Source organism: Curvibacter sp. T50, assembly GCF_057219955.1.
Genome location: NZ_JBXVVU010000001.1, coordinates 1,343,324 through 1,365,985 on the forward strand (window position 1 = coordinate 1,343,324; position 22,662 = coordinate 1,365,985).

Annotated in this window: 26 protein-coding genes; 15 read left to right on the forward strand and 11 right to left on the reverse strand. The window is 68.8% G+C overall.

The features are described from left to right. The first annotated feature begins 83 nt into the window (after positions 1–83). The 4 genes from AC2EBU_RS06365 (at position 84) to tcuB (ending at position 4,546) form a co-directional block, all read left to right on the forward strand. On the forward strand, positions 84–839 hold the full coding sequence (locus AC2EBU_RS06365; RefSeq protein ID WP_484609525.1) for an SDR family oxidoreductase: 756 nt from the start codon (positions 84–86) through the stop codon (positions 837–839). Positions 840–884: 45 nt separating this feature from the next. Further along, entirely contained in the window at positions 885–1,871 is a 987-nt protein-coding gene (locus AC2EBU_RS06370) for a Bug family tripartite tricarboxylate transporter substrate binding protein (RefSeq protein WP_484609526.1), read from the forward strand. Positions 1,872–1,946: 75 nt separating this feature from the next. Continuing rightward, positions 1,947–3,383, forward strand: coding sequence for an FAD-dependent tricarballylate dehydrogenase TcuA (gene tcuA / locus AC2EBU_RS06375; protein WP_484609527.1), 1,437 nt, complete (start codon positions 1,947–1,949; stop codon positions 3,381–3,383). Further along, a complete protein-coding gene (gene tcuB, locus AC2EBU_RS06380) occupies positions 3,380–4,546 on the forward strand; it encodes a tricarballylate utilization 4Fe-4S protein TcuB (protein WP_484609528.1) in 1,167 nt (388 codons plus the stop codon). The genes tcuA and tcuB overlap by 4 nt, the downstream gene beginning before the upstream one ends. A 67-nt stretch (positions 4,547–4,613) precedes the next feature. Here the strand turns inward: tcuB and AC2EBU_RS06385 are convergent, their stop codons facing one another. Then, on the reverse strand, positions 4,614–4,997 hold the full coding sequence (locus tag AC2EBU_RS06385) for a cupin domain-containing protein (protein ID WP_484609529.1): 384 nt from the start codon (positions 4,995–4,997) through the stop codon (positions 4,614–4,616). A gap of 192 nt (positions 4,998–5,189) precedes the next feature. Between AC2EBU_RS06385 and AC2EBU_RS06390 the strand changes: the two genes are divergently transcribed. Beyond that, positions 5,190–5,975 carry an SDR family NAD(P)-dependent oxidoreductase gene (locus tag AC2EBU_RS06390; protein ID WP_484609530.1) on the forward strand — a complete coding sequence of 262 codons (786 nt, stop codon included), beginning with the start codon at positions 5,190–5,192 and terminating at the stop codon, positions 5,973–5,975. Here the strand turns inward: AC2EBU_RS06390 and AC2EBU_RS06395 are convergent. Further along, the gene (locus AC2EBU_RS06395; RefSeq protein ID WP_484609531.1) at positions 5,957–6,775 is read right to left on the reverse strand and encodes a transglutaminase-like domain-containing protein; all 819 of its coding nucleotides are present in this window, start codon (positions 6,773–6,775) and stop codon (positions 5,957–5,959) included. The genes AC2EBU_RS06390 and AC2EBU_RS06395 overlap by 19 nt on opposite strands. 51 nt (positions 6,776–6,826) lie before the next feature. Then, positions 6,827–7,336 carry a MarR family winged helix-turn-helix transcriptional regulator gene (locus AC2EBU_RS06400; RefSeq protein WP_484609532.1) on the reverse strand — a complete coding sequence of 170 codons (510 nt, stop codon included), beginning with the start codon at positions 7,334–7,336 and terminating at the stop codon, positions 6,827–6,829. Positions 7,337–7,391: 55 nt separating this feature from the next. Here AC2EBU_RS06400 and AC2EBU_RS06405 point away from each other — a divergent pair, with 55 nt between their 5' ends. After that, complete coding sequence (locus tag AC2EBU_RS06405) at positions 7,392–7,961, forward strand: PaaI family thioesterase (RefSeq protein ID WP_484609533.1); 570 nt, start codon at positions 7,392–7,394, stop codon at positions 7,959–7,961. Between the two features lie 36 nt (positions 7,962–7,997). Then, complete coding sequence (gene gloA, locus AC2EBU_RS06410) at positions 7,998–8,411, forward strand: lactoylglutathione lyase (protein ID WP_484609534.1); 414 nt, start codon at positions 7,998–8,000, stop codon at positions 8,409–8,411. 152 nt (positions 8,412–8,563) lie between these two features. Here gloA and AC2EBU_RS06415 read toward each other — a convergent pair whose 3' ends face one another. Next, positions 8,564–9,052: an OmpA family protein gene (locus AC2EBU_RS06415; RefSeq protein ID WP_484609535.1), complete on the reverse strand. Its 489-nt coding sequence runs from the start codon at positions 9,050–9,052 to the stop codon at positions 8,564–8,566. Positions 9,053–9,095: 43 nt separating this feature from the next. Here AC2EBU_RS06415 and AC2EBU_RS06420 point away from each other — a divergent pair, with 43 nt between their 5' ends. Both AC2EBU_RS06420 and pdxH read left to right on the forward strand, forming a co-directional pair. After that, entirely contained in the window at positions 9,096–9,713 is a 618-nt protein-coding gene (locus tag AC2EBU_RS06420; RefSeq protein WP_484609536.1) for a gamma-glutamylcyclotransferase, read from the forward strand. A 43-nt stretch (positions 9,714–9,756) separates the two neighbouring features. Continuing rightward, the gene (gene pdxH / locus AC2EBU_RS06425) at positions 9,757–10,389 is read left to right on the forward strand and encodes a pyridoxamine 5'-phosphate oxidase (protein WP_484609537.1); all 633 of its coding nucleotides are present in this window, start codon (positions 9,757–9,759) and stop codon (positions 10,387–10,389) included. 96 nt (positions 10,390–10,485) lie between these two features. On the opposite strand, the gene AC2EBU_RS06430 is transcribed toward pdxH, so the two are convergent. The 7 genes from AC2EBU_RS06430 to AC2EBU_RS06460 all read right to left on the reverse strand — a co-directional run bounded on the left by AC2EBU_RS06430 (position 10,486) and on the right by AC2EBU_RS06460 (position 17,034). Continuing rightward, positions 10,486–11,445 carry an AEC family transporter gene (locus AC2EBU_RS06430; RefSeq protein WP_484609538.1) on the reverse strand — a complete coding sequence of 320 codons (960 nt, stop codon included), beginning with the start codon at positions 11,443–11,445 and terminating at the stop codon, positions 10,486–10,488. 92 nt (positions 11,446–11,537) lie between these two features. After that, the gene (locus AC2EBU_RS06435) at positions 11,538–13,751 is read right to left on the reverse strand and encodes a DUF1631 family protein (protein WP_484609539.1); all 2,214 of its coding nucleotides are present in this window, start codon (positions 13,749–13,751) and stop codon (positions 11,538–11,540) included. 57 nt (positions 13,752–13,808) lie between these two features. After that, positions 13,809–14,402: a DUF3299 domain-containing protein gene (locus AC2EBU_RS06440; protein WP_484609540.1), complete on the reverse strand. Its 594-nt coding sequence runs from the start codon at positions 14,400–14,402 to the stop codon at positions 13,809–13,811. Next, entirely contained in the window at positions 14,392–14,589 is a 198-nt protein-coding gene (locus tag AC2EBU_RS06445; protein WP_484609541.1) for a hypothetical protein, read from the reverse strand. Before AC2EBU_RS06445 ends, AC2EBU_RS06440 begins: the two co-directional genes overlap by 11 nt. Positions 14,590–14,640: 51 nt before the next feature. After that, entirely contained in the window at positions 14,641–15,855 is a 1,215-nt protein-coding gene (locus AC2EBU_RS06450; RefSeq protein WP_484609542.1) for an FtsX-like permease family protein, read from the reverse strand. A 17-nt stretch (positions 15,856–15,872) separates the two neighbouring features. After that, the gene (locus AC2EBU_RS06455) at positions 15,873–16,535 is read right to left on the reverse strand and encodes an ATP-binding cassette domain-containing protein (RefSeq protein ID WP_484609543.1); all 663 of its coding nucleotides are present in this window, start codon (positions 16,533–16,535) and stop codon (positions 15,873–15,875) included. Positions 16,536–16,539: 4 nt separating this feature from the next. After that, complete coding sequence (locus tag AC2EBU_RS06460; RefSeq protein WP_484609544.1) at positions 16,540–17,034, reverse strand: Fur family transcriptional regulator; 495 nt, start codon at positions 17,032–17,034, stop codon at positions 16,540–16,542. A 136-nt stretch (positions 17,035–17,170) separates the two neighbouring features. On the opposite strand from AC2EBU_RS06460, the gene AC2EBU_RS06465 reads away from it, so the two are divergent. From AC2EBU_RS06465 to AC2EBU_RS06490, 6 genes are read left to right on the forward strand one after another with little or no spacing between them, the layout of a single operon-like run. Further along, on the forward strand, positions 17,171–18,346 hold the full coding sequence (locus AC2EBU_RS06465; protein ID WP_484609545.1) for a hypothetical protein: 1,176 nt from the start codon (positions 17,171–17,173) through the stop codon (positions 18,344–18,346). Beyond that, the gene (locus AC2EBU_RS06470) at positions 18,336–19,241 is read left to right on the forward strand and encodes a metal ABC transporter substrate-binding protein (protein ID WP_484609546.1); all 906 of its coding nucleotides are present in this window, start codon (positions 18,336–18,338) and stop codon (positions 19,239–19,241) included. Before AC2EBU_RS06465 ends, AC2EBU_RS06470 begins: the two co-directional genes overlap by 11 nt. Next, on the forward strand, positions 19,238–19,975 hold the full coding sequence (locus AC2EBU_RS06475) for a metal ABC transporter permease (protein ID WP_484609547.1): 738 nt from the start codon (positions 19,238–19,240) through the stop codon (positions 19,973–19,975). The genes AC2EBU_RS06470 and AC2EBU_RS06475 overlap by 4 nt, the downstream gene beginning before the upstream one ends. After that, positions 19,968–20,795, forward strand: a complete 828-nt coding sequence (locus AC2EBU_RS06480; RefSeq protein ID WP_484609548.1) for a metal ABC transporter ATP-binding protein — start codon at positions 19,968–19,970, stop codon at positions 20,793–20,795. The genes AC2EBU_RS06475 and AC2EBU_RS06480 overlap by 8 nt, the downstream gene beginning before the upstream one ends. Then, positions 20,795–21,667, forward strand: a complete 873-nt coding sequence (locus AC2EBU_RS06485; protein WP_484610128.1) for a metal ABC transporter permease — start codon at positions 20,795–20,797, stop codon at positions 21,665–21,667. Before AC2EBU_RS06480 ends, AC2EBU_RS06485 begins: the two co-directional genes overlap by 1 nt. A 39-nt stretch (positions 21,668–21,706) precedes the next feature. Then, positions 21,707–22,660 (forward strand): metal ABC transporter substrate-binding protein, encoded by a 954-nt coding sequence (locus tag AC2EBU_RS06490; protein WP_484609549.1) that lies wholly within the window; start codon positions 21,707–21,709, stop codon positions 22,658–22,660. Positions 22,661–22,662: the final 2 nt, after the last annotated feature.

Sequence of the window (22,662 nt, forward strand, 5' to 3'; positions counted from 1 at the left end):
GCAATTCACTTTCTCGGCACCTGCTACCACAATGCCATCCGACAACCACCGCAATCGGGCCGGCGTGGCCCCAGGAGACATTCATGGATCTGAAACTGAACACCAGGACAGCGCTGGTCACCGGGGCGAGCGTAGGCATCGGCCGTGCCATCGCCAAGGCCTTGGCCGCTGAAGGGGTGCGCGTCGCCGTCTCGGCGCGCCGGACCGACAAGCTGCAGGAGCTGGCGGCTGAAATCTCGGCGGCTGGCGGCCACGCGCCGGTACTGATCGCCTGCGACCTCTACGCCGACGATGCCGCCGCGCGGCTCGCCGCCGAAGCCATCGCGGGACTGGGACAGGTGGACATCCTGGTCAACAACGCCGGCGGCTCGCGCAGTTTCAAGGAGCTGCATGTCAGCGAAGACGCCTGGCAGGAAGCCATCACGCTGAACTTCCACCGCCCCCGACAACTCGCCGACGCGCTGATCGACCCGATGATCGAACGTCGCTGGGGCCGCATCATCAACATCACGGGCAAAAGTGAACCCGAACACATCAACGGCGCTTTCTGCGCCAAGGCCGGCATTCATTCCTGGGCCAAAGGGCTGAGCCGCATGGTGGGCAAACACGGTGTGACGGTGAACTGCATCCCTCCCGGGCGCATCCACTCCGAACAGATCTTTCGCAACTACACGCCCGAATACCGCGCATGGCAAAGCGAGAACGAAATTCCGGTGGGCCGTTACGGCGAACCGGAGGAACTGGCCGATCTGGTGACCTTCCTTGCCTCGCCCCGCGCGGCCTACATCACCGGCGCGGTGATTCCGGTTGATGGGGGTTTGCGCCGGTACCAGTTCTGATTGATGCCCGCATACTGGCCATCCGGACGACACACAGGAGACAACATGCCTTTCGATCCCACCCTTTCCCGCCGCCGCCTGCTGGCCGGGGTTGCCGCCACACTCGCCCTGCCCGCCGTGCGTGCCCAATCGGCCTGGCCCAGCAAGGCCGTGCGATTTGTCGTGCCCTTTGCCCCCGGTGGCACCAGCGAGATCGTCGCTCGCTCGGTCGCGGCGGAACTGACCAAACAGCTTGGCCAGAGCGTGTACGTCGAAAACAAGCCCGGCGGCGCCGGGGTGACCGCGATGCAGGAGGTCGCCAAGGCCCCGCCCGACGGCCACACGCTGATCCTCACCCATGTGGGCACGCTCGCGGTCAATCCCTACATGCTCAAGAACCAGCCCTACGACGTGAACCGGGATTTCGCGCCGGTCACCCTGCTCGCCAAGGTGCCCAACGTTTTCGTCATCCATCCGGATGTTCCGGCCAGGAACTTCCGCGAATTCGTGGACTACGCCCGCAAAAATCCCGGCCTGCTCAATTACGGCAGCGCCGGCAACGCCAGCGCCGGGCACCTGGCGATGGAATACCTCAAGCTGGTGACCGGCATGTTCCTCACCCATATTCCCTATCGCGGCACGGGTCCGCAACTGACCGATCTGCTGTCCGGGCGCACCCAGGCCAGTTCGGCCGGCATGCCGGCGCTCGGCGCCCATATCCGCTCGGGAAAGCTGCGCGCCATTGCGGTTGGCACACCGCAACGAATTCCCGCATTGCCGGATGTTCCCACCGTCCAGGAAATGGGCTACAAGGACTTCGAAACGTCACAGTGGTACGGCATCCATGTGCCAGCGGGCACCCCGACCGACATCATCCGCCGGCTGCAGGAAGAATCGCACAAGGCGCTGCGATCCAGCGCCGTGACCGAGCGCTTTGCCACCGACAACGCCGTGGGCGGTGGCGGGCCGGCGGCCGAGTACGCAGCGTTCATCGCCCGGGAGCAACGGATCTGGAAAGACATCGTCGCCCGCGCGGGCATCAAACCCGACTGACACCGACCCGCAGGTGGCCACGCCGCGGGGCAACCTGCCTCCGACCGGCGGCGCGGGCACATGCGAACACACTCCATGACTGTTGAGCCTGACATCCTCGTCATCGGCGGCGGCAACGCCGCCCTGTGCGCCGCCCTGACCGCCCGGGAAGCCGGGGCAACCGTGCTGTTGCTGGAGGCGGCCCCCCGCGCCTGGCGGGGCGGCAATTCCATGCACACCCGCAATCTGCGCTGCATGCATGATGCGCCGCAGGACGTACTGACCGATGCCTACCCCGAGGAGGAGTTCTGGCAGGACCTGCGAAAGGTCACCGCGGGGCGCACCGACGAGGCGTTGGCCCGGTTGGTCATCCGCGGCTCGGCCACGGTGCGGCCCTGGATGCGCCGCCATGGTGTGCGCTTCCAGCCTTCGCTGTCGGGGACACTGCACCTCAGCCGCACCAACGCCTTCTTCATGGGCGGGGGCAAGGCGCTGGTCAACGCCTATTACCGCAGCGCTGAGGCGCTGGATGTACGCATCCGCTACGACACCGCCGTCGAACGCCTGGAAGTCACCGACGGCCGCTTCGTCGCCGCACACACGGCAAACGGCGAACGCATCACGGCCCGTGCCTGCGTGCTGGCCTGCGGCGGCTTCGAATCCAACCGTGACTGGCTGCGCGAAGCCTGGGGACGCAACGCGCGCGGCGAATGGCCGGCCGACGAGTTTCTGATCCGGGGAACCCGCTTCAACCAGGGCAGGGTGCTGCGGCAACTCATGGACCACGGCGCCGACACCCTGGGCGACCCGACACAGGCCCACATGGTGGCGATCGACGCGCGTGCACCGCTGTACGACGGCGGCATCTGCACCCGGGTCGACTGTGTCTCCCTGGGCATCGTGGTCAATGCCCAGGCCCAGCGCTTCTATGACGAGGGCGAGGACTTCTGGCCCAAGCGCTACGCGATCTGGGGCCGACTGGTCGCGCAGCAGCCGGGCCAGCGTGCCCACAGCATCATCGACGCCAAGGCGGTTGGCCGATTCATGCCGCCGGTTTTCAAGGGAGCACAGTCCGACACACTGGCCGGGCTGGCCGCCCAACTGGGGCTGGACCCGGCGGCGCTGGAGGCCACCGTGCGGGCCTACAACAGCGCCTGCCAGCCCGGGCAGTTCGACCACGCGGTCCTGGACAACTGCCGCACCGAGGGCCTCACCCCGCCCAAGACCCATTGGGCCCTTCCACTGAATCAGCCGCCCTACTTCGGCTACACCTTGCGCCCGGGTGTGACCTTTACCTACCTGGGCGCACGCGTCAACGCCGCCGCGCAGGTGCATTTCGCCGGACAGGCGAGTCCGAACCTGTTTGCCGCCGGCGAGATCATGGCCGGCAACGTATTGGGACAGGGCTACACCGCCGGTGTGGGCATGACCATTGGCACCATCTTCGGGCGGATCGCCGGCGCCGAGGCGGCCCGGGCGACCGGTCACGGAGTCGGCGCGTCCGCGCTGGAAGGCGGGGAGACTACCCAATGAACACCTTGTCGACCCTCACCGCCCAGGCGCGGGCGCTGGCGGACGGCCAGCCGATTGGCGCAGCCGAGGCCGAGGTCGCGCGGCAGCTGCAGATCTGCAATGCCTGCCGGTACTGCGAGGGGTTCTGCGCCGTGTTCCCGGCCATGACCCGCCGGCTGGAATTCCCGGCCGCTGACACCCACTACCTCGCCAACCTCTGCCACAACTGCGGCGCCTGCCTGCACGCCTGCCAGTACGCGCCCCCGCACGAATTTGCGGTCAACCTGCCCCAGGCCCTGGCGAAGGTGCGCCTGGAGACCTACCGCCAATACGCCTGGCCGCGACCGCTGGGCGCGCTGTACGCGCGCAATGGGCTGGCACTCTCGCTGGCGCTGGCGCTCGCCCTGGCGCTGATGCTGGTAGCTGCCCTCGCCCGTGGCGGCTCACTGGCGGCGGTGCCGCCCGGCGGCGATTTCTACGCCGTTTTCCCGCACGGCTGGATGGTGGCGGTTTTCGGTCCGGTGTTCGGTTTCGCCCTGCTGGCACTGGGCGTGGGGCTGACGCGCTTCTGGCGCGCCCAGGCTCCCGCAGGCGAGGGTGAAGATCGCGCGGCGGCCGCGCGCGAAGCCGGGCGCGACGCGCTGGCCCTGACCTACCTGGACGGCGGTCACGGCGAGGGCTGCCACAACGAGGATGATCGCTGGACACACGCCCGGCGCCGCGCCCACCACCTGACGGCGGGGGGCTTTCTGCTGTGCTTCGCCGCGACCTCGGTGGCCACCCTGTACCACTATCTGGCAGGCTGGCCAGCGCCCTACGACCTGCCCAGCCTGCCCAAGCTGCTGGGCGTGACCGGCGGCATCGCCTTGGTGGCGGGGCCCGCAGCACTGATGGCGCTGCGTCTGCGCCGAAACCGCGCCCATGGCGACCCGGCGCAGGCGGGCATGGATCTGGGGTTCGCTGCCCTGCTGTGGCTGTGTGGCGCCACCGGACTGGCGCTGTGGCTGGCGCGCGGGCAGACCGGACAGACCGCCTGGCTCGCCATCCACCTGGGCTGCGTGCTCGCGCTGTTCCTCACCCTGCCGTACAGCAAATTCGCCCATGGCCCCTACCGTGTGGCGGCCCTGCTGAAATACGCCATCGAGCGGCGCCAGCCGGACCGGCTGCGCCTGGGCGGCGACTAGGTCCGGGGATCAGGCAGCTTCACGGCAGGTGACCGCACCGGCCACTGGCGGGGGAAGAGCGGCGCCCTCAGCCCCGCACGAAGGCCGTCACCAACGGCTCGTCGCCGACCTGACGGCTCCAGTGACCGTGGATGGCGGGGTCGAAGATGGCCCCTTCGGGCAGGGTGTCTGCTGAATAGAAGTGTTCACCCGGTCCGAACACCCGCGAGGACCCATCCTGCAGCCCGATTTCCATCCGTCCACGCAAGACAAACAGCCACTGCGGCGTGGTCGTGCAGTGAAAGCTGCTGCGAAAGCCCACCGGACTCTGGCGCAATTGCAGGCCGCTGGCCGGCAACAGGGGTGACAGGCGGGCCGCCTCGCTGCCCTCGGCAAGGCTGAGCGCCTCCTCCCGGAATCGGGCTCGGCCATCGGCATCGGTGAACAGCACAACTTTCGGGAAAACGGGCACGGCAAGCCTCCGGTGACAGGTGAAGTCGGGATGATCGCACAGTGCGGGAGGCGATACGCGGTTCACCTTTCATAGCAAACAGTGACCATATTACGCTGGGTATGGGCCGAAAACGCCGAATTTTCGCGTGCCGAAGGTGTTTTCGGGCCGCCTGCGTGGTGTGCCGGCGCCTGCCACTGCTAGCATGCAGCCATGAACGCACCGACTGCCCCCATTTCCTTCGGCCTGAGCGGCCGTGTTGTCATCATCACCGGGGGCGCCCAGGGGATCGGCGAGGCCTGTGCCCGCCGCTTCGCTCGCGAGGGCGCCCGCGTGGTGATCGCCGACCTGGCCGACGTGCCCGGGCAGGCGCTGGCCGCGGAGCTGGGCGCCACCTATGTCCACACCGACGTGGGCGCGAAAGCCCATGTCGATGCCCTGGTGGCGCAGACGCTGGCGGCACATGGCCGAATCGACGTGCTGGTCAACAACGCCGGGATCTTTCGTGCCGCGCCGTTCCTGGAAGTCACCGAAGACGACTTTGACGCCGTGATCCGCGTCAACGTCAAAGGCAGCTTCCTGATGGGTCAGGCCGTGGCCCGCGCCATGGCCGCCGGCGGCGTGCGCGGCGCGATCGTGAACATGAGCTCGGTCAACGGCGTGATGGCCATCCCCACGATTGCCAGCTACAACGTCAGCAAGGGGGGCATCAACCAGCTCACGCGTGTGATGGCTCTGGCCCTGGCCGACCAGGGCATCCGCGTCAACGCCGTGGCCCCGGGCACCATCGCGACCGAACTGGCTGCCCGCGCGGTACTGACCAGTGACGAGGCCCGCCAGAAGATCCTGATGCGCACGCCGATGAAACGGCTGGGTGAACCGTCGGAGATCGCCGATGTGGTCGCTTTCCTGGCCAGTGACGCCGCCAGCTACATCACCGGCGAAATCCTTACCGTCGACGGCGGGCGGATGGCATTGAACTACACCGTGCCGGTCTGACTGCGCGCTTCGGTCTTGCCGGGCAGTGTCCGCAAGGCGGCGTAAGCCCGGCGCAGGCGGCCGCGCAGCAGCCGAAAATGGCCCAGGTCATGCGCCCAGCGCGCGGCCGACTGCTCGCGGTAGTGGGCCAGAAACTCGGAGACGTCGTTATAGACGCCGTGGTCGAACAGCGGCATGCCCCCGGCATGGTCCAGCGCCAGCGCGACATAGGCGTCCTCGCGCAGGTCACATTGAACCTGGCCGTTGCGGTGGATGCCAAAGCCCCGTGACCAGCCATGCGCCATCAAAGCCCGGCGGGCGGCCGCCAGCATGGGCGGATCGTAGATATGGGTGTCGGTGCGCACCCAGCAACCGTCGACCCACAGCTCCACCAGCGGATGGAAAAACGGGCGGTGCGTCTGAACCAGCCCCCGCAGAATGTCGCCCGGCACCGAGACGACCCGCATCCGCGCGGGAATGCCGGCCACCCGCAGCATGGCAATCAGCAGGGTGCTTTTCTCAAACCAAGCGGCGCGATGCGCGTCCAGAACCCGGCGCGCGCTGCGCAGGCCGTATCGCGGTGCAAGCTCGAACGGAATGGCCCGCACAAACGCCAGCAGGGCCATCGCCGCGGACCGCGCGCCATGGTGATGCTGCACCAGCGAGTGCACCCGCAGGCGCAGCCGGGTGTCGTCCAGATCCAGAAGATGGGTGGTTCCCAGCCAATGCGCCGGTGCCGATTCCACCGCCAGCCAAGGCGACGCCGCCTTGCCGGGCCCGATGGCCCGCCGGGATCTCCGGGCGGAAGCGGCAACTTGCATGGGGAGCATGGTCCTCCCGCCACCCGCGCTCTGTCAAGGCGGCCGAAAGTGCTATTTTTCGCCGCGGCGAGCCGCCTCAGTCGTTCCATCGGGGGGCAGCCTTGCGCCCTTGGCCTCGGCTACTTCGGCCTCCGGGGCCAGCAAGGCCATCGACTCATCCAGCAGCGCATGCAATTGCACCACCCGGGCCGGCCCCAACTGTGCGTTCAGGGCCAGCTGCGCCACCCGCCAGTGCCGCTGCGCCTCCACCCGTTTGGCCTGGCCAGCGTCCGTGGCCACGACCCGCCGGCTGCGGGCGTCATCGCCCGGCAGCAGGGCCACCCAGCCGGCGGCCAGCAGCGGCTGCAGGTTGCGCGACAGGGTCGACGGCGTCAGCGCCAGTGCAGCCGCCAGGTCCACGGGGCGGATCGGCCCCAGCTTGACCACGTGCGACAGCAGTGAGTACTGCGTGCCCTTCAGCCCGGTCTTGCCGACCTCCGCGTCATAGTGCTGCGCCACGCGGCGCATCAGCTGGCGCAGCTTCAGGTTGGTGCAACCCTGCGGTTTGACGGCGTTTTCCATTTCGTTTAGTGTATATACAATTGTTGCAGATGCAAGTATTTTCGAAAGGACTACCGTGAGCCATACCCCCCACAACCACCTCGACACCTGGCTGGCCGAGGAGGCATCCATCCGTGAACGGCTGCGCAGCGGGGCGGGTCCGGGGGTAGCCAGTCCGGAGCAGATCAGCGGCAAGTCCGGGCTGCAGGTGATGCAGGCCATGCTCGCGGGCCAGATCCCCTACCCCACCATCGGCGCCACGCTGGACTTTCTGCTGGTGCATGCCGAAAAAGGGCAGGCCATCTTCCAAGGCACTCCCGGCGCGGCGCACCTGAATCCCATGGGGACCGTGCATGGCGGCTGGTTTGCCACGCTGCTCGATTCGGCCCTGGGCTGCGCCGTGCACACGATGATGCCGGCCGGCCGCGCCTACACCACGGCCGAGCTGAGCGTGAACATCGTGCGTGCGCTGCTGCCCAAGGTTCAGCGGGTACGGGCCGAAGGCCGCGTGATCCATTGCGGGCGCCAGCTGGCCACGGCCGACGCCCGCCTGGTGGGGCCGGACGGCACGCTCTACGCCCATGCCACCACCACCTGCCTGGTGTTTGACCTGCGCCACCCGCCCGCCCACGGCGCCACCGCATAATCGGCGCCCTTCCCGCTCGACCCCAAGGACACCCCCATGCGATTTCTCCACACCATGCTGCGCGTGGGCAACCTGCAGCGCTCCATCGACTTCTACACCCAGGTGCTGGGCATGACGCTGCTGCGCACCTCCGAGAACCCGGAATACAAATATTCGCTGGCGTTCCTGGGTTTTGACGGTGGCAACCCCAGCCAGGCCGAGATCGAGCTGACCTGGAACTGGGGCGTCGAGCAGTACGAACTGGGCACCGCCTACGGCCACATCGCCCTCGGCGTGCCCGACGCCTATGCCGCCGTGGAGACCATCCGCGCCGCCGGCGGCAACATCACCCGCGAAGCCGGCCCGGTGAAAGGCGGCACCACCGTCATCGCCTTCGTCACCGACCCGGACGGCTACAAGATCGAGCTGATCCAGCGGGCCGGGCCTGGTGCGGGCGGCGGTCCGGGCTGAGGCAACACCGCGAAAGCACGTCTTCCGGCGTCTCAAGGCCCCGTTTCGATACGTTTTCCATAGCAAAAAACGACCTTTTCACGCTGGGTACGAACGAAAAACGATAAAAAAGCCCGGCAAGCCGGGCTTTCGGTGTGGGAAGGGCGCCGTGTTTACTGCAGCGTCACTTCCACGCGACGCGCTTCGGCGTTGGGGCCGGAAGCTTGCATTTCTTCGGGCTTCTTGAGTTCCACCTTGTCTTCGCCCACCCCCAGCGCCTGAAGCGCCGCACGGACGGCCAGGGCGCGCTCCTTGGCCAGTTCGGCGTTGCGGGCGGGGTCGCCCGTGCTGTCATGGAAGCCACTGACAACGGCCTTCTTGCCGGCCGCGACAGCCTTGACCACATCGGCCAGCGCATCGGCTGCGCCGGCGGCCACCTCGGCCTTGCCGGAGGCGAAGTAGAACTTGACGACGCCGTTTTCCACCTTCACGCTGGCGGCATCGGCCGCGGCCGGGGCAGCCGCCACGGCGGCCGGCTTCGCGGACGCCTTGTTGCCCGTCTTGTGGATGGCCAGGCCAATCACCAGCGCGATCACCAGCGCAATGACGCCGAACACCACACCCAGGGCAACGCCCTGCCCATCATCTTCCTGAGAAAACATGTGTCACTCCGTATTAAAACTGGCGCGATTGTAAAGTGCGGTCATGACAGAAGCTGACAGGCCCCGCCCGCTGCGCGATCCGGCGCCCTTGCTGGAGCTTGTCCGCCGGCAGTGGCGCCAGCAACGCGCGGTGGGCGGCCCGGCGGCCGACCTGTGGGTGTTTGGCTACGCCTCGCTGATCTGGCGGCCCGAGTTCGCGACCACCGAATCGCATCCCACCCGGGTGCACGGCTGGCACCGGGCACTGAAGATGTGGAGCCGCATCAACCGCGGCACCCCCGCCGAGCCTGGCCTGGTGTTTGCGCTGCTCGCCGGCGGCAGCTGCCGGGGGGTGGTCTACCGGGTGCCCCACCGCGAGGCCGAGTCCGTACTGGAGGCACTCTGGGAACGCGAAATGCCCACTGGCGTGTACGACCCGCGCTGGCTGCCCTGCGCCACGCCCCACGGACCGGTGGCCGCGCTGGCCTTCACCCTGTCACGCCGCAGCCCCAGCTTTACCGGGGAGCTGCCCGCTGACCAGGTGCGCCACATCCTGCGCCACGCCAGCGGCCGATACGGCAGCACGCTGGACTACGCCCGCCGAACCGACGATTGCCTGCGCGCCCATGGCATCCGCGACCGCGCGCTGGCGCGCATGCTGGCCCACGCGCCTGCGGACTGACGCGCATCAGGCGCCGGCACGCCGGCTTTCCTATACTGGGCCGATGAACATCGCCGATATCCGCAAAAGTTACGAAAAGGCCGAGCTCAGCGAGGCCCACTCCCACGCCGACCCGCTGGCGCAGTTTGACCAATGGTTTCAGGAGGCGCTGCGCTCGGAACTGCCCGAACCGAACGCCATGACGGTGGCCACCGTCGCCAGCGATCTGCGCCCCAGCACCCGGGTGGTGCTGATCAAGGGCTACGACGCGCGCGGCATCGTCTGGTACACCAACTACGGCAGCCGCAAGGGGCAGGAACTGGCCGGCAACCCGTATGCCGCGTTGCAGTTCCACTGGGTGGAGCTGGAGCGGGTGGTGCGCATCGAAGGCCTGGTCGAGAAAGTCAGCGACGACGAGAGCGACGCCTATTTCGCCACCCGCCCGCTGGACAGCCGCATCGGCGCCTGGGCCAGCCCGCAAAGCCAGGTCATCCCCGACCGCACGGTACTGGTGACCCAGGCCGCGAAATATGGCGCGAAATTCCTGCTGCAGCCCCCGCGCCCGCCGCACTGGGGCGGTTTTCGGCTCCGGGCTGACCGCTGGGAATTCTGGCAAGGCCGCAAAAGCCGCCTGCATGACCGGCTGCGCTACCGGCTCGACGGCGAAACCTGGGTGCGCGAGCGGCTGGCGCCGTGAAAATAACTCCTATTTCAGGAGCAACAGACGACCTTTATACGCTGGGTATGACCTGATTTCTGCACAAAACGGCGCCCACGGCCGCTGCGCGGCCGCTCAGCCCGTCAGGCGCGGCAGCCAGGCCATCACCACGGTGACGCTGGCGATGGCGAACACGGTGGATACAGCCACGCTGGCGGTGACCAGTTCCTCGGCCTGGCGGTAGCGCTGCGAAAACAGGAACACATTGGCGCCCACCGGCAGTGCGGCGGCGACCACCATCACCGCCAGCGGCAGGCCCCGCAGACCCAACGTCCAGCCGGCGGCGGCCATCAGCAGCGGGTGCAGCACGGTTTTCAAGGCAGAGATCACCAGCGCCCCGCGCAGATGGGCGCCGATGGCGGTCTGCGACAGCGTCACCCCCACCAGCACCAGCGCCACCGGGCCGAAAGCGTCCCCCAGCAGCTTGAGCGGGCGGTCCACCACCGCGTGCAGGCCCAGGCCGGTCTGGGCATAGGCCAGGCCCGCCAGAATCGGCAAGGGCACCGGATGCAGGACAGCGTTTTTCACCGCCTGGCCTACGGTGGCCAGCAGGTGGCGCGGGGCGGCCGTGCCGGCACGGGCGTCTTCGCGGGCCACCAGCAGCTCCAGCACCACGGTCGCAAAGGTCAGCAGCACCAGCGCGTGCAGCGAGATCAGCGTGAACAACTGCACCAGGCCCGCTTCCCCGTAGGCCAGGCCAACCAGCGGAACACCGATCATGAGCGTGTTGCTGAAGATCGCCGCCAGCGCCACCACGGCCGATCGCGCGTGCAGGCCCTGCGCCAGCAGCGTGACGATGAACAGCGCCGCCGCCACCGCGTAGTACAGGGCCACCGAGCCGAAGTCGATCCGCTCGATGTGCACGGCGCTCATGGTGCGAAACAGCAGCGCCTGGGTCAGCACCAGGAACACCAGATTGGACAGGTCGCGCACCCCCTCGCCGCGCACCAGCCGCGCCCGCCCGGCAACCCAGCCGATGGCGATCAGCAGCACCACGGGCAGCAGGGCGGAAACAACGGGATGGTCAAGCGACATGGGGGCGCGATCTTAGCGGCCGGGGCCGGCGCTCTGCCGCAGGAGGCCTCACGCCGGGACAAGAACACGGCACCGGCGGTGGGGCTTGGCCGTCACATCGGCGGTGGCTCGTCGCGCCGGGCACTGGCCTGCAACGCGGCCCGGGCCACGGCGTCAAAGGCACCGGTGACCGACGGCGCCGCGGCCACTGCAACAATGGCGTTGGCCACGGCCAGTCGCTCCACACTCAGGCGTGACAGCGCGTGGGTCTGCCCCGCTGCGTCGGCAAACAGGAACACCTTGGCACCGGGGCCGACCCAGTCCAGACGCCAGCGATGGCTGACCGAATCGATCACCAGATCCCACCAGCTGCCCAGCCGCAGGTCGGGCAGGCGCGGCGGCAGCGCCGGCTCGCCAAGCGCGGCCCGGTCGCCCGCCGACGGTTGGGTGTCGGGCAGGGTTTCGGCGGCGGGCTGGGTGTCCGCGATGAAGCCCGAGTCTCGCGCTTCGGCCGGTGCCATCCAGAAGTCCGAGTCCAGTTCGACCACTTCCAGCCCGGGCACGGCCGCGTCGGGCAGCGCCTCCGGGGGCAGTTCACCGCGCATCAGGCGCTGGTGCAGGTCGGCCAGTTCATTGAAGAAAGCGCGGATTTCGGCGTCATCGAGCGCCAGGCCACCCAGGCCTTCGCGCAGGCCCTGCAAAAGCCCGGGCACTTTGTGCGCCAGGCGGCTGCGGTGGTTGTGGACCAGCCGGGCCTGAACGCTCCACAGCAGGTCATCGACCAGGGACAGCCGGGTTTGCGGGTCGCCGGTTCCGGATTCGGTTTCGTCCTTCAGGCGTTCGGTGGCGACCACCTGAGCCCAGGGGCCGAGCAAAAAACGTCGCACAAACCGGGGCGCCGACGCCAGATCGGGCCGGCTGCGAAAATCCGCCGCGATTTCGGCGGCGTGGGCATTGCGTCGCGCCGCCCACCGCAACGCCCGCCGGGCCTGTGACTGGCGCTGTTGTTCACGGTTGCTTTCGCGCTCCCAGCTCTGTTCCAGCATCGCCAGGGTGAACTCGAAGGGCTCCGCATTGAGCATGGGCAACTCGCGCAGGGCCTGGACGGCATCGCGCAACTCATGCAGAAACTCGCCATATCCGGTGCCCGCCTCGTCGGCCCAGGCGCCGCTGCGCCGCAACATGGCCTGCATCAGCGCCCGCGCCGGGTGGCCGGTGTCCCAGAAAAAGCGCGGGTCGTTGAGGGCAATGCGCTGCAGCGCCGGCTCCAGGTCCATCAGCACCGCCCGCATCGACGGCAGCACCTGCGGGTCCTCACACAGACGCAGCAACACCAGGCGGACCACCTCCTGGCTGAGCGCGGCTGTCGCCGCGGCCCGCAGAGCCAGCGGATCGTCACCGGCCGGGGGCGGCGCCAGTTCCTGCTGCAACTGGATGCGTTCGATCACCTCCGGGGCGCCGCCCATGTCCATCAGCGTTACCAGCACCGACGGTATGGTGGTATCCCCGCCGCGCAGGGGCGCTGGCGCCGAGGCGACGGCGCCGCCGGCACCGTGGTGGCGGGCACGGCGGGAAATCAGACGCCACAGCGCCAGCAGGTCGAGGCCCTCTGCCGAACCGGCTGATCCGGCCTGGACCAAGGTGTCGGCCGGGGCCGGCGCCGCGGAAGGCGGTGGCACGGAATCGGACTCGCCGTCGCGCGCCCACGGCGCGGGCTGGGTTCCGAGCGCGCTCAGCAGGCCACACAGCCGGTCGATGGTCGCGGGCAGTTCTTCGACCAGGGCATTGCCCAGATGGCGCACCCACAGCGCCCGCAGATCGAATGGCACGTTGACCCGGTGGGCCGCAGTCGCGATGGCATCCACCCAGACCTCGGAGGGCAAGGGGTTGTCTTTCGCGCGCGCGATCCGCCGCCCCCGCAGCCCGGCGACCAGCGAAGTCAGGCGGGTCATGGCCAGATCGGTTTCGGCTTCCATGCGGTGGCGGGCGCGCACCCGCTCCACGGTCTCCAGCACCTGGTCTTCGGTCATCAGTTCCAGCGATTGCAGGTCGAGCGGGACGGGGCGCGATGTCGGGCCCTCAGCCAGATGGTCCCCCAGCGCCTGGGTGAACGCGGCCGCCAGTTCGGCGGTTTGCCGGACCATAAAGGCGGCGGGGTCCAGGTCGGTGGCGCCCCGGCCCAGACGCAGGTGGATGGTGGCGGCATCGTGCGCCAGCGCCAGGCGGGCGCGATCGACCAGCCGCTCCATCAGCGGGCCGGCAGCCTCTGCCACGGCCTCACGCAGGGCCTGCGGCCAATCGGAACCGGAAATGGCGGGCTGGGTCATGCACAAATGGTAACAAGCGCCGACGCCGGGACCAGCGCGGCGGGGGGCTGGTTTACCCTACTTCACCGCGACCGCGTCGGTGATGCGGTAGTACAGGCCATAGGGATCGTCCTTCAGCACCGCGAATTTGCCCTCGACCACCAGCACATCCAGGGTTGCCTTGATGGCTGTGCGCGCGCGAACCTCGACCATGCTTTCCGGCCCGCCGGGGGTGCAGAAACTGCAGGTCAGCGGCACCGAGCTGAGCAGAAAGTGGCGCACCCGCTCCCCCGGCTCCAGCGGCAACATGAAGCCCTGGATGCGCTGGGTCTTCTGGTTCAGCCCGGTCTGGGCCGCCTCGAACACCGGCACGATACGCTTGTTTTCCACCCGCGTGCGCACCTGGGTGAGTACCGACCAGGGCACCACGTCGCCCCGTTCAACGAGCGGCGCAAACGGACTGTTGGGGCTGTGGACGCCCGCTCCCGTGCCCGCCGGTACGGCACCGGCCGGCCCGGCGCCCCCCCCGACCGACGCGTTCGCACCCCGGGGCGCGGGCTGGACCCCGGGGATCGGCGAGCTGAGCACCACCTGGGCCCGGCTGGCGCCGACCCCGCCCGCGAGGGCCATCAGGCCGACGAGCATCCCGCGGCGGCGGCGATCAGTGGGCATGTTTCATGCCGCAGTACTTGCCGATCGCCAGGCCTTTGCACGCCGCTTGCAGTTCGGCAAAACAGACATCTTCCTTTTTGCCGGATTCCAGGCATTTGGCGGCCGCCTCATGGGCGGCTGCCATCGCCCGGTGGCGGGCAATGTCTTCCTTGCGTTCCTTGTCGGAGTGTTGCGCTACGGCATTCATAGCAAAAACCGACAGAAAAATGCTGGCTATCAACCATTTCGGAGCCATTTTTTACCTTTCATCAGACAGCAGGGCCACATCGGCCCGATACACACTCCAGGCCGGCAACAAGGCCGCCAGAACCGCCACCAGCAGCGCCAGCGCCGGCACGGCAGCCAGTTGCGGCGGCCACAGACCCGCCGCCAGGGTGATCGAGCGCTCGGCCTGCAGGGCGTAGCCTACCAAGGTCGCCAGCGCCTGTCCTGCAGCGATGCCGGCCACCGTGGCCAGCGCGGCCAGCCACAGTGCCTCGGCCAGCAGCAAGGCGACCAGCCGCCCCGGTGGTGCGCCCAACATGCGCAGCAGCGCCAGGTCCGACCGGCGCTCGCGGATGGCGCTCCACAAGGCCATGAACACCCCCAGGCCCGCGGTCAGCAGCAACACCAGCCCGACCCCCTCCAGCACCCGCGCGCCCACACCCAGCAGCCCCAGCAGCCGGGTGATTTCGACCGCCGGGGCGGCGGCCTGCATCGTGGTGTCGGCATTCACCCGGCGCGGAAAGGTCACCGCAGCCAGCGGCGTGTTGTAACGGATCAGTGCAATGGTCACCTCGCGGTCGGCTGCCAGTGCTTCGCGGTCGGCGGCATCCAGGCCATCGGTGCCGGCGTGCATTTCTTCATGCACCTGCCAGACCGATTCGGTCGACGTCAGAATCAGGCGGTCGAGCACGCAGCCGCAGGGCGCCAGCACGCCGGTCAGCACATAGGGCGCCTGTTCATGGGCATGCCCGCCGCCGCCCAGGCCATGGCTGCCGACGAGCCGGTCCCCCGGGCGCAGACCGGTGCGATCGGCCACCTGGGCGCCCGCCACCGCCTGCATGGGTGCAGACCACAACGCGCCCACGCCCAGGCGGGCCTGGTAGTGCTGCACATAGTCGGCCGTGGTACCCACGATTCGAAAGCCCCGGAAGTTGTCGCCCAGGCTGAGCGGAATGAGCTGCGCGACCTGGGGATGCGCCTGGAGTTTGCGCACTTCGGCCAGCGGAATGTTGCCGGGGGGCACGTCGATATGGAACACCCCCGCCAGGATGAGCTGCAGCGGGCTGCCCTTGGCTCCAATCACCACGTCGATGCCGGCCAGGTCGCGATCAAAGGCGCGCTGCAGGCGCTCGTTCATCAGCAGCACAAAGGTCATCGAGGCCAGGCCCAGGCCGAGCAACAACAGGTTGAGCACCGTGCTGAGCGGGCGCGACCACAGGTAGCGCCAGGCGATGACTACAGTATTCATAGCGTAAAGCGACCTTTTTACGCTGGGTATTGCCCAATTTCGCTGGAAATCTCCAGCACCGCAGCCTGGGGCAGCGCCTCGGCCACCCGCCGGTCGTGGGTGGCGACCACCAGCGTTGCCCCGGCGTCCGCCGCGCAGTCCCGCAGCAAGGCCAGCGCCGCCGCGCAGGCGGCATCATCCAGACTGGCAGTGGGTTCGTCGGCCAGGATGACACGGGGCCGGCGCAGCAGGGCGCGGGCCAGGGCCACCCGCTGCGCCTGTCCGCCCGACAGCTGGCCCGGCCGGCGCTCGGCCAGATCGCCGACATCCAGCGCGGCCAGGGTGCGCGTTATGGCCGCGCTGTCCACCGGCAGTCCGGCGGCAAAGAAGACCAGCTCCAGGTTGCGCCGCACCGACAGGGGCGCGCTGAGCGCCAGGCGCTGCGGCAACCAGCCCACTGTCGCAGCGCGCCAGGCATCCCGGGCACGACCGTCCAGCCGGTGCAGCTCCGTGCCGGCGACCGTCACGGCTCCCCCGTGAGCCGCGAGCAGACCGGCCACCAGGGCCAGCCAGGTGCTTTTGCCACTGCCCGAGCGCCCCTGGACCCGCAGCACACCGCCTTGTGGAACCGAGATGTCGGCAAACCGGATCGGCGCCGCCCCGCCGGGGTAGCGGTAGACCAGGCCGCTCGTGGTGATCATGGGCTCAGCGCTCGGGCGGCGGGCTGGCGCAATCGGCGCAAACGCCGCGCACCGCCAGTTCGACGCTCACGCCCTGGTAGCCCTGCTGCTGCAGCGTGTCCACCGCCGAACGGGCGGCCTGCTCCAGCGCTTCGCTCTCGCGGCGCAGCGCCTCGGTCAGCGGGCGGTCCCGGTGGCAACTCTGGCATTCGAAATGGGGCGCCGCCAGCACGCTGTCAGGCATGGCCTGGAAACGTCGCACCCGGCGGGCGTCGACCCGGCACAGCAGCAGGCCCGCCAGGGTCAGACGATCGACCAGCCGATACAGGGTAACCCGATCGAGCGTGACGCCATCTTCCGCCGAAAGGTGAGCCTGCAGGTCGGCATGGGTAAAGGCCGTGTCGGGGTGGGCCAGGAACCAGCCGAGCACCTGGCGGGCAGCTGCCGTGCGCCGCAGGCCATGAGCCTGCAGTCGCTCATCGACCTGCGCCGGGGCTACAGGAATCGCTTGTGGGTTCATCGATCAGGGTCCAGACCAGCAACACGAGCGTGCTCAACAATAACGCAACCAAGTTGCATTAAAATGGCTGCAACTCAGTTGCATTATCGCGCAGCCGGGCCGCGCAGCGCCCGCATTTTCTCTTCCAGGAGCCTCCATGCATCACCGACCGAACCGACGCCTGCACCACCGACTGTCCCGGATCGGATGGAGCCTGCTGTTTGGGAACATCCTGGCCGCCTCCGGCGCCCTGGCGCAGGCCGGCAAAGGGGCACCCAGCGAAAAGGGCTGGGAGTTCGGTGCCGTTCTCGACACCACCGCCACCTCGCGGCCGCTGGCAATGGGCTCACGCGACAAGGGCCTGCAACTGGGGCACAGCGACCTGACCGCCCACGGCCCGCTCGGAGCCCACCTGCGCGCGGGCGTGGTGGCGAGCGTGGCCACCCATGAGGGCAAGCTGGAAAAAGGCTTCGAGGAGGTCTGGATCGAGACCACCTCGCTGCCCGCCGGTCTGCAACTGCGTGCCGGCCGTTTCCCCTCGCAGGTCGGCTACCTGAACACCCAGCACCCGCATGCCGATGACTTTACCGACCGCCCGCTGCTCTACCGTGCGTTTTTCGGCGGTCACTGGAACGACGAAGGGCTGCGGCTGAGCTGGACGGCGCCAACATCCCTGTATTGGACCGTGGGGGTCGAGGCATTTCGCGGGCGCAAACTGGTGACCGAGACGGCCAACACCCCGGGGCACATCGGCGCCATCACCTGGGCGACCAAGCTGGGTGGCGACCTCAACCGCTCGCACAGCTGGCAGCTGGGCTTGTCGCACATCAACAACCGGCGCGAGGCCGCTGTCGAGGACGAAGCGGAACATGCCGAGGAAGGGCACGACCACAGCCACAGCGCGCAGCTGAGCGGACGCAAGACCTGGATGATGGACGCCACATGGAAGTGGGCCCCCAATGGCAACAACCGCGACCAGCAGGTGCGCCTGGGCTTCGAGGCCGCACGGATCACGGGACTGAACCGCTTCGCCAGTGGACGGGACCGCCACGAAGCCAATGCGCTCAGTGCCGTGTGGCGCTTTCACCCCAGCTGGGAGGTGGGCGCACGGTCCGACTGGCTGCGCGGCCGCATGCCCCACGGCGAACATTTCCACAACCTGCTGCTGCGCGAGCACAGCCTGATGGTGGCCTGGAAACCATCGCATCAGCAGACGCTACGGCTGCAATGGACCGGGCAGCGCGACGCCGTGGGTGTGGACGCGCCGGCGCGTCGTTCCCTGCAGCTGCAGTACATCCTCGCTTTCGGAGCCCATGGTGCGCATGCGTTCTGACGCGCTGGTGCTCGCCCTCGGCCTGCTGGTCGGTGGCGCGGCGCAGGCGGTCACCGTGTTCACCTGCGAGCCGGAATGGGCCGCGCTGACCCGAACCCTGTTGCCCGAGGCCCGGGTCCATGTCGCCACCCACGCGGGCCAGGATCCGCACCATGTCGAGGCGCGTCCGGCTCTGATTGCGCAGCTGCGCAATGCCGACCTGGCCGTCTGCACCGGCGCGTCGCTGGAGGCGGGTTGGCTGCCCATGCTGCAGCAACGCGCCGGCAACGCCCGCACCCGGGAGGTGTTCGAGGCCGCCGACCATGTGGAACTGATCGACCCGCAGCCCGGTGCCATCGGAACGCCCTGGGCCGGTGACGTGCATGCCGAGGGCAACCCCCACCTGCATACCGACCCGCACAAGCTCCTGGAGGTGACCCATGCCCTGGCGGCTCGCCTCGCGCAGGCGGTGCCCGACCAGCGCAGCGCCATCGAACAACGGCGGGTCGGCTTTGAGCGCCAGTGGAAAGCGCGCATCGCCGCCTGGGAAACCCGCGCCCGCCCGCTGCGGGGCCGGAGCATTGCGGCACAGCACAGCACCTTCGGCTATCTCTGGCGCTGGCTCGGGCTTCGCCAGACGGCCGATCTGGAGCCTCGCCCGGGCATGGCGCCCACGCCGGGGCATCTGCAGCGGCTGCTGGACGGCCTGCGGCGCCAGCCGCCGATGGCGGTGGTGGTTTCCAGCTACCAGGACCCACGGCCGGCGCGATGGCTGGCAGGACAACTGGGTGACCGGGTTCCTGTGCTCGTTCTGCCGTCGTCGCCGCCGGATGACGCCGGCCCTGACGCATTGGCCGCCTGGTTCGACCAAATGCTGGACGCACTGCTGAAAGCCGCAGCATCGTCACCGCCATGACGCTGGCTGACGCCTGGTTTCTGCCGCCGGCTGCCGCCCTGGCCCTGGGTCTGCTGGCCCTGGCGCCGCTGGGCGCTCAGGTGCTGGCCCGCGGCGTGGTCTTCATCGACCTGGCCGTGGCGCAGGCCGCTGCCGCGGCGGCGCTCTGGGTGGCTGCGCTGGTAGATCACCCAGGTCTGACCACCACACAAATGGCGGCTGCCGCAGGCGCGCTGGCCTGTGCCGGCGCCGTGGCCTGGCTGTCAGATCGATGGCCCCGGCAGCGTGAAGCCTTGATTGGCCTGTTGTATGTCGCCGGCGCCTGTGTCGCCCTGCTGGGTGCGCGGCAGGACCCTCACGGCCGCGAGCGTCTGGCCAGCCTGCTGGCCGCTGACGTGCTGTGGGCGGGATGGACCCAGGTCGCGATGCTGGGCGTCGCGGCGGCAGGGGTGGCGCTGTTCGGCCGCAGACTCGCGTCCAACCGGGTTTTTTACCCCCTGTTCGCGCTGGTCGCCAGCCTGGCCGTGCCGGCGCTCGGTCTTTTCGTCGTATTCGCCCTGCTGATCGCCCCTGGGCTGTGGCAACGTGCCGGCCTGGGCAAGCTTGCCGCCGTGGTGCTGGGTGCGCTCTCCTGTGGCGCCGCATTGGCCTTGTCCTGGTGGCTGGACCTGCCCAGCGGCGCCTGTGTCGCGCTGGTCCTGGCGGCCACCGGTTTGCTCGCAGCCGTCGTGCGTCCGGACACTGACCATGCCTGACCTGCGTCACCCGACACCCCAAACGGCCGCCGCATCCCCGGTCTGCCTGGTGGTGCGGAACCTGACCCTGGGTTACGACGGTCACCCCGCCGTACACCACCTGGACTTGCGCATCGCGCCGGGCTCCCTGGTCGCCGTGGTCGGGCCCAACGGTGCCGGCAAAAGCACACTGTTCAAAGGACTGTGCGGCGAGCTGGCGCCGCTGTCGGGGTCGATCAGCGGGCTGGAAGCGGTGCGGCCGGCCTGGTTGCCACAGACCAGCACGCTCGATCCCGGCTTCCCTGTAACGGTGTGGGAAATGGTCGCCATGGGATTGTGGCAGCAGGTGGGTGCGCTGGGACGGTTCACCGCCGAACACCGCCGGCGCTGCGACGCCGCTCTGGCAGCGGTGGGCCTGTCGGGTTTCGCGCTGCGGGGGCTGGACACCCTCTCGGGCGGGCAGCTGCAGCGCGCACGCTTTGCCCGTTTGCTGCTGCAGGACGCCCCGGTCGTGCTGCTGGACGAGCCCTTCGCCGCCATCGACCAGCGCACCACTGAGGATCTGCTGGCTCTGTTACACCGCTGGCAGGCGGCGGGACGCACGGTGATTGCGGTGCTGCACGACCTGCAGCAGGTTCGCGCGCACTTCCCGCTCACCCTGGTGCTGGCCCGCGAGCCGATCGCCTGGGGACCGACCTCCGAGGTGCTGACCGAGGCGAACTGGTCTCGCGCACTGGCCATGCGCGAGCCCTTCGACGAACGGGCTGGCGTCTGCGAACAGGCGCCCTCCGCCGAATCTGCCGTGCCCGGCCGGGTGATCAGCGACCTGGAGGCGGTGTGATCGCCCCCGATATCGCCGTTCTGGGCCCCTTCATCGAATTCGGTTTCATGCGCAGTGCGCTGTTCGGCTGCGTGGCGCTGTCGCTGAGTGCCGCCCCGGTCGGGGTGTTCCTGATGCTGCGGCGCATGAGCCTGATGGGCGACGCCATGGCACACGCCATCCTGCCCGGCGCGGCCATCGGTTACCTGCTGTTCGGCCTGTCGCTGGCCGCCATGACGGTGGGCGGCATCATTGCCGGCCTGGCGGTGGCCATCGGCTCCGGTCTGGTGGCGCGCAACACGCTGATCCGCGAGGACACCAGTCTCGCGGCCTTTTACCTGCTCTCGTTGTCGCTGGGCGTGCTCATCGTCTCGGTGCGGGGCAACAGCGTGGACCTGCTGCATGTGCTGTTCGGCACCGTGCTGGCGCTGGACACTGCGGCGCTGGCGCTGCTGTGGGGCATCACCGGGGTGACAGTGGCCACGCTGCTGGTGATCCGCCGGCCCCTGATTCTGGACTGCCTGGACCCCGACTTCCTGCGCCAGGTCAGCGGGCTCGGGGCGCTCGCGCACTATGGCTTTCTGGCCCTGCTGGTCATCAATCTGGTGGCTGGCTTCCACGCACTGGGCACGCTGATGGCGGTCGGCATCATGGTGCTGCCAGCAGCCGCCGCCCGCTTCTGGGTGCGCCGCGTCGGGCCGCTGATTGGGGCGGCCACCACCATCGCGCTGCTCGCCAGCGTGGCCGGCCTGCTGGTGTCCTACCACGCCGACTGGCCCACCAGCCCGGTCATCGTGCTCGGCCTCGGTCTGGTCTATTTGCTCTCCATGGTCTTTGCGCCGCGCGGAGTGCTGCGCCAGCGCAGCGTCCGGCGCAGCCACCTGCGCGCCTGAAAACCCCTTCTCCCATCTCCCCACATCCCATCACCCATCATGAACCTGCACCGCCGTCTTCATACCCTGGCTGCCATCGCCAGCCTGGGTGCCCTCGCCTTCAGTCCGCCGGGCCATGCCCAGAGCACGCCACCCGTAAAAGCCGTCGCCAGCTTCAGTATCCTGGGCGATCTGGTCCGCCAGGTCGGCGGCGAGCGGGTGGAGGTGGACACGCTGGTCGGCCCGGGCGCCGACGCCCATGTCTTTCAGCCCGCGCCCTCACATGCGCGCAAAGTCGGCCAGGCACAGGTGGTGTTCGCCAATGGCCTGGGTTTCGAGGGCTGGATGCAACGTCTGCTGGAGACGGCGGGCTTCAAGGGCAAACCCGTCGTGGTCAGCGAGGGCATCAAGCCGCTGCGGGCCGAGGGCGACAAGCACCACCACTCCGGCAAAAACCCTGCGCGATCGGAACACCACCATGGTGATACGGACCCACACGCGTGGCAGGCCGTGCCCAACGTGATCACCTACATCGGCAACATCTCCAAAGGACTGTGTGCGGCCGACGCCGCCGGCTGCGACCTGTATCGCAAGAACGCCGCCGCCTACACAACGCAGCTCCAGGCCCTGGACGCCGAGATCAAGGCCGCCTGGGCCGTCGTCCCACCGGCGCAGCGCAAGCTCATCACCTCGCACGACGCCTTCGGTTACTACGCCAAGGCCTATGGCGTGACGTTCCTCGCGGCGCAGGGTGTGAGCACCGACAGCGAGGCGTCCGCCAAGGGGGTGGCCCAGCTGGTGCGCCAGATCAAGAAGGAACAGATCAAGGCACTGTTTGTGGAGAGTGTTGCCGACCCGCGCCTGATCGAGCAGATCGGCCGCGAGACCGGCATCAAACCGGCCGGCGCGCTGTACTCCGATGCGCTGACCGACGCCAGCGGACCCGCCTCGACCTACCTGGCCATGATGCGGGCCAACACCCAGGCCATGACCCGCGCGGTCCAGGGCAAATGAAC

Bases quoted from the DNA above. Each gene is read 5' to 3' on its own strand.
- AC2EBU_RS06365 (WP_484609525.1), top strand. From the start codon at position 84: ATGGATCTGAAACTGAACACCAGGACAGCGCTGGTCACCGGGGCGAGC.
- AC2EBU_RS06370 (WP_484609526.1), top strand. From the start codon at position 885: ATGCCTTTCGATCCCACCCTTTCCCGCCGCCGCCTGCTGGCCGGGGTT.
- tcuA (WP_484609527.1), top strand. From the start codon at position 1,947: ATGACTGTTGAGCCTGACATCCTCGTCATCGGCGGCGGCAACGCCGCC.
- tcuB (WP_484609528.1), top strand. From the start codon at position 3,380: ATGAACACCTTGTCGACCCTCACCGCCCAGGCGCGGGCGCTGGCGGAC.
- AC2EBU_RS06390 (WP_484609530.1), top strand. From the start codon at position 5,190: ATGAACGCACCGACTGCCCCCATTTCCTTCGGCCTGAGCGGCCGTGTT.
- AC2EBU_RS06395 (WP_484609531.1), bottom strand. From the start codon at position 6,775: ATGCAAGTTGCCGCTTCCGCCCGGAGATCCCGGCGGGCCATCGGGCCC.
- AC2EBU_RS06400 (WP_484609532.1), bottom strand. From the start codon at position 7,336: ATGGAAAACGCCGTCAAACCGCAGGGTTGCACCAACCTGAAGCTGCGC.
- gloA (WP_484609534.1), top strand. From the start codon at position 7,998: ATGCGATTTCTCCACACCATGCTGCGCGTGGGCAACCTGCAGCGCTCC.
- AC2EBU_RS06415 (WP_484609535.1), bottom strand. From the start codon at position 9,052: ATGTTTTCTCAGGAAGATGATGGGCAGGGCGTTGCCCTGGGTGTGGTG.
- AC2EBU_RS06420 (WP_484609536.1), top strand. From the start codon at position 9,096: ATGACAGAAGCTGACAGGCCCCGCCCGCTGCGCGATCCGGCGCCCTTG.
- pdxH (WP_484609537.1), top strand. From the start codon at position 9,757: ATGAACATCGCCGATATCCGCAAAAGTTACGAAAAGGCCGAGCTCAGC.
- AC2EBU_RS06430 (WP_484609538.1), bottom strand. From the start codon at position 11,445: ATGTCGCTTGACCATCCCGTTGTTTCCGCCCTGCTGCCCGTGGTGCTG.
- AC2EBU_RS06435 (WP_484609539.1), bottom strand. From the start codon at position 13,751: ATGACCCAGCCCGCCATTTCCGGTTCCGATTGGCCGCAGGCCCTGCGT.
- AC2EBU_RS06440 (WP_484609540.1), bottom strand. From the start codon at position 14,402: ATGCCCACTGATCGCCGCCGCCGCGGGATGCTCGTCGGCCTGATGGCC.
- AC2EBU_RS06445 (WP_484609541.1), bottom strand. From the start codon at position 14,589: ATGAATGCCGTAGCGCAACACTCCGACAAGGAACGCAAGGAAGACATT.
- AC2EBU_RS06450 (WP_484609542.1), bottom strand. From the start codon at position 15,855: ATGAATACTGTAGTCATCGCCTGGCGCTACCTGTGGTCGCGCCCGCTC.
- AC2EBU_RS06455 (WP_484609543.1), bottom strand. From the start codon at position 16,535: ATGATCACCACGAGCGGCCTGGTCTACCGCTACCCCGGCGGGGCGGCG.
- AC2EBU_RS06460 (WP_484609544.1), bottom strand. From the start codon at position 17,034: ATGAACCCACAAGCGATTCCTGTAGCCCCGGCGCAGGTCGATGAGCGA.
- AC2EBU_RS06465 (WP_484609545.1), top strand. From the start codon at position 17,171: ATGCATCACCGACCGAACCGACGCCTGCACCACCGACTGTCCCGGATC.
- AC2EBU_RS06470 (WP_484609546.1), top strand. From the start codon at position 18,336: ATGCGTTCTGACGCGCTGGTGCTCGCCCTCGGCCTGCTGGTCGGTGGC.
- AC2EBU_RS06475 (WP_484609547.1), top strand. From the start codon at position 19,238: ATGACGCTGGCTGACGCCTGGTTTCTGCCGCCGGCTGCCGCCCTGGCC.
- AC2EBU_RS06480 (WP_484609548.1), top strand. From the start codon at position 19,968: ATGCCTGACCTGCGTCACCCGACACCCCAAACGGCCGCCGCATCCCCG.
- AC2EBU_RS06490 (WP_484609549.1), top strand. From the start codon at position 21,707: ATGAACCTGCACCGCCGTCTTCATACCCTGGCTGCCATCGCCAGCCTG.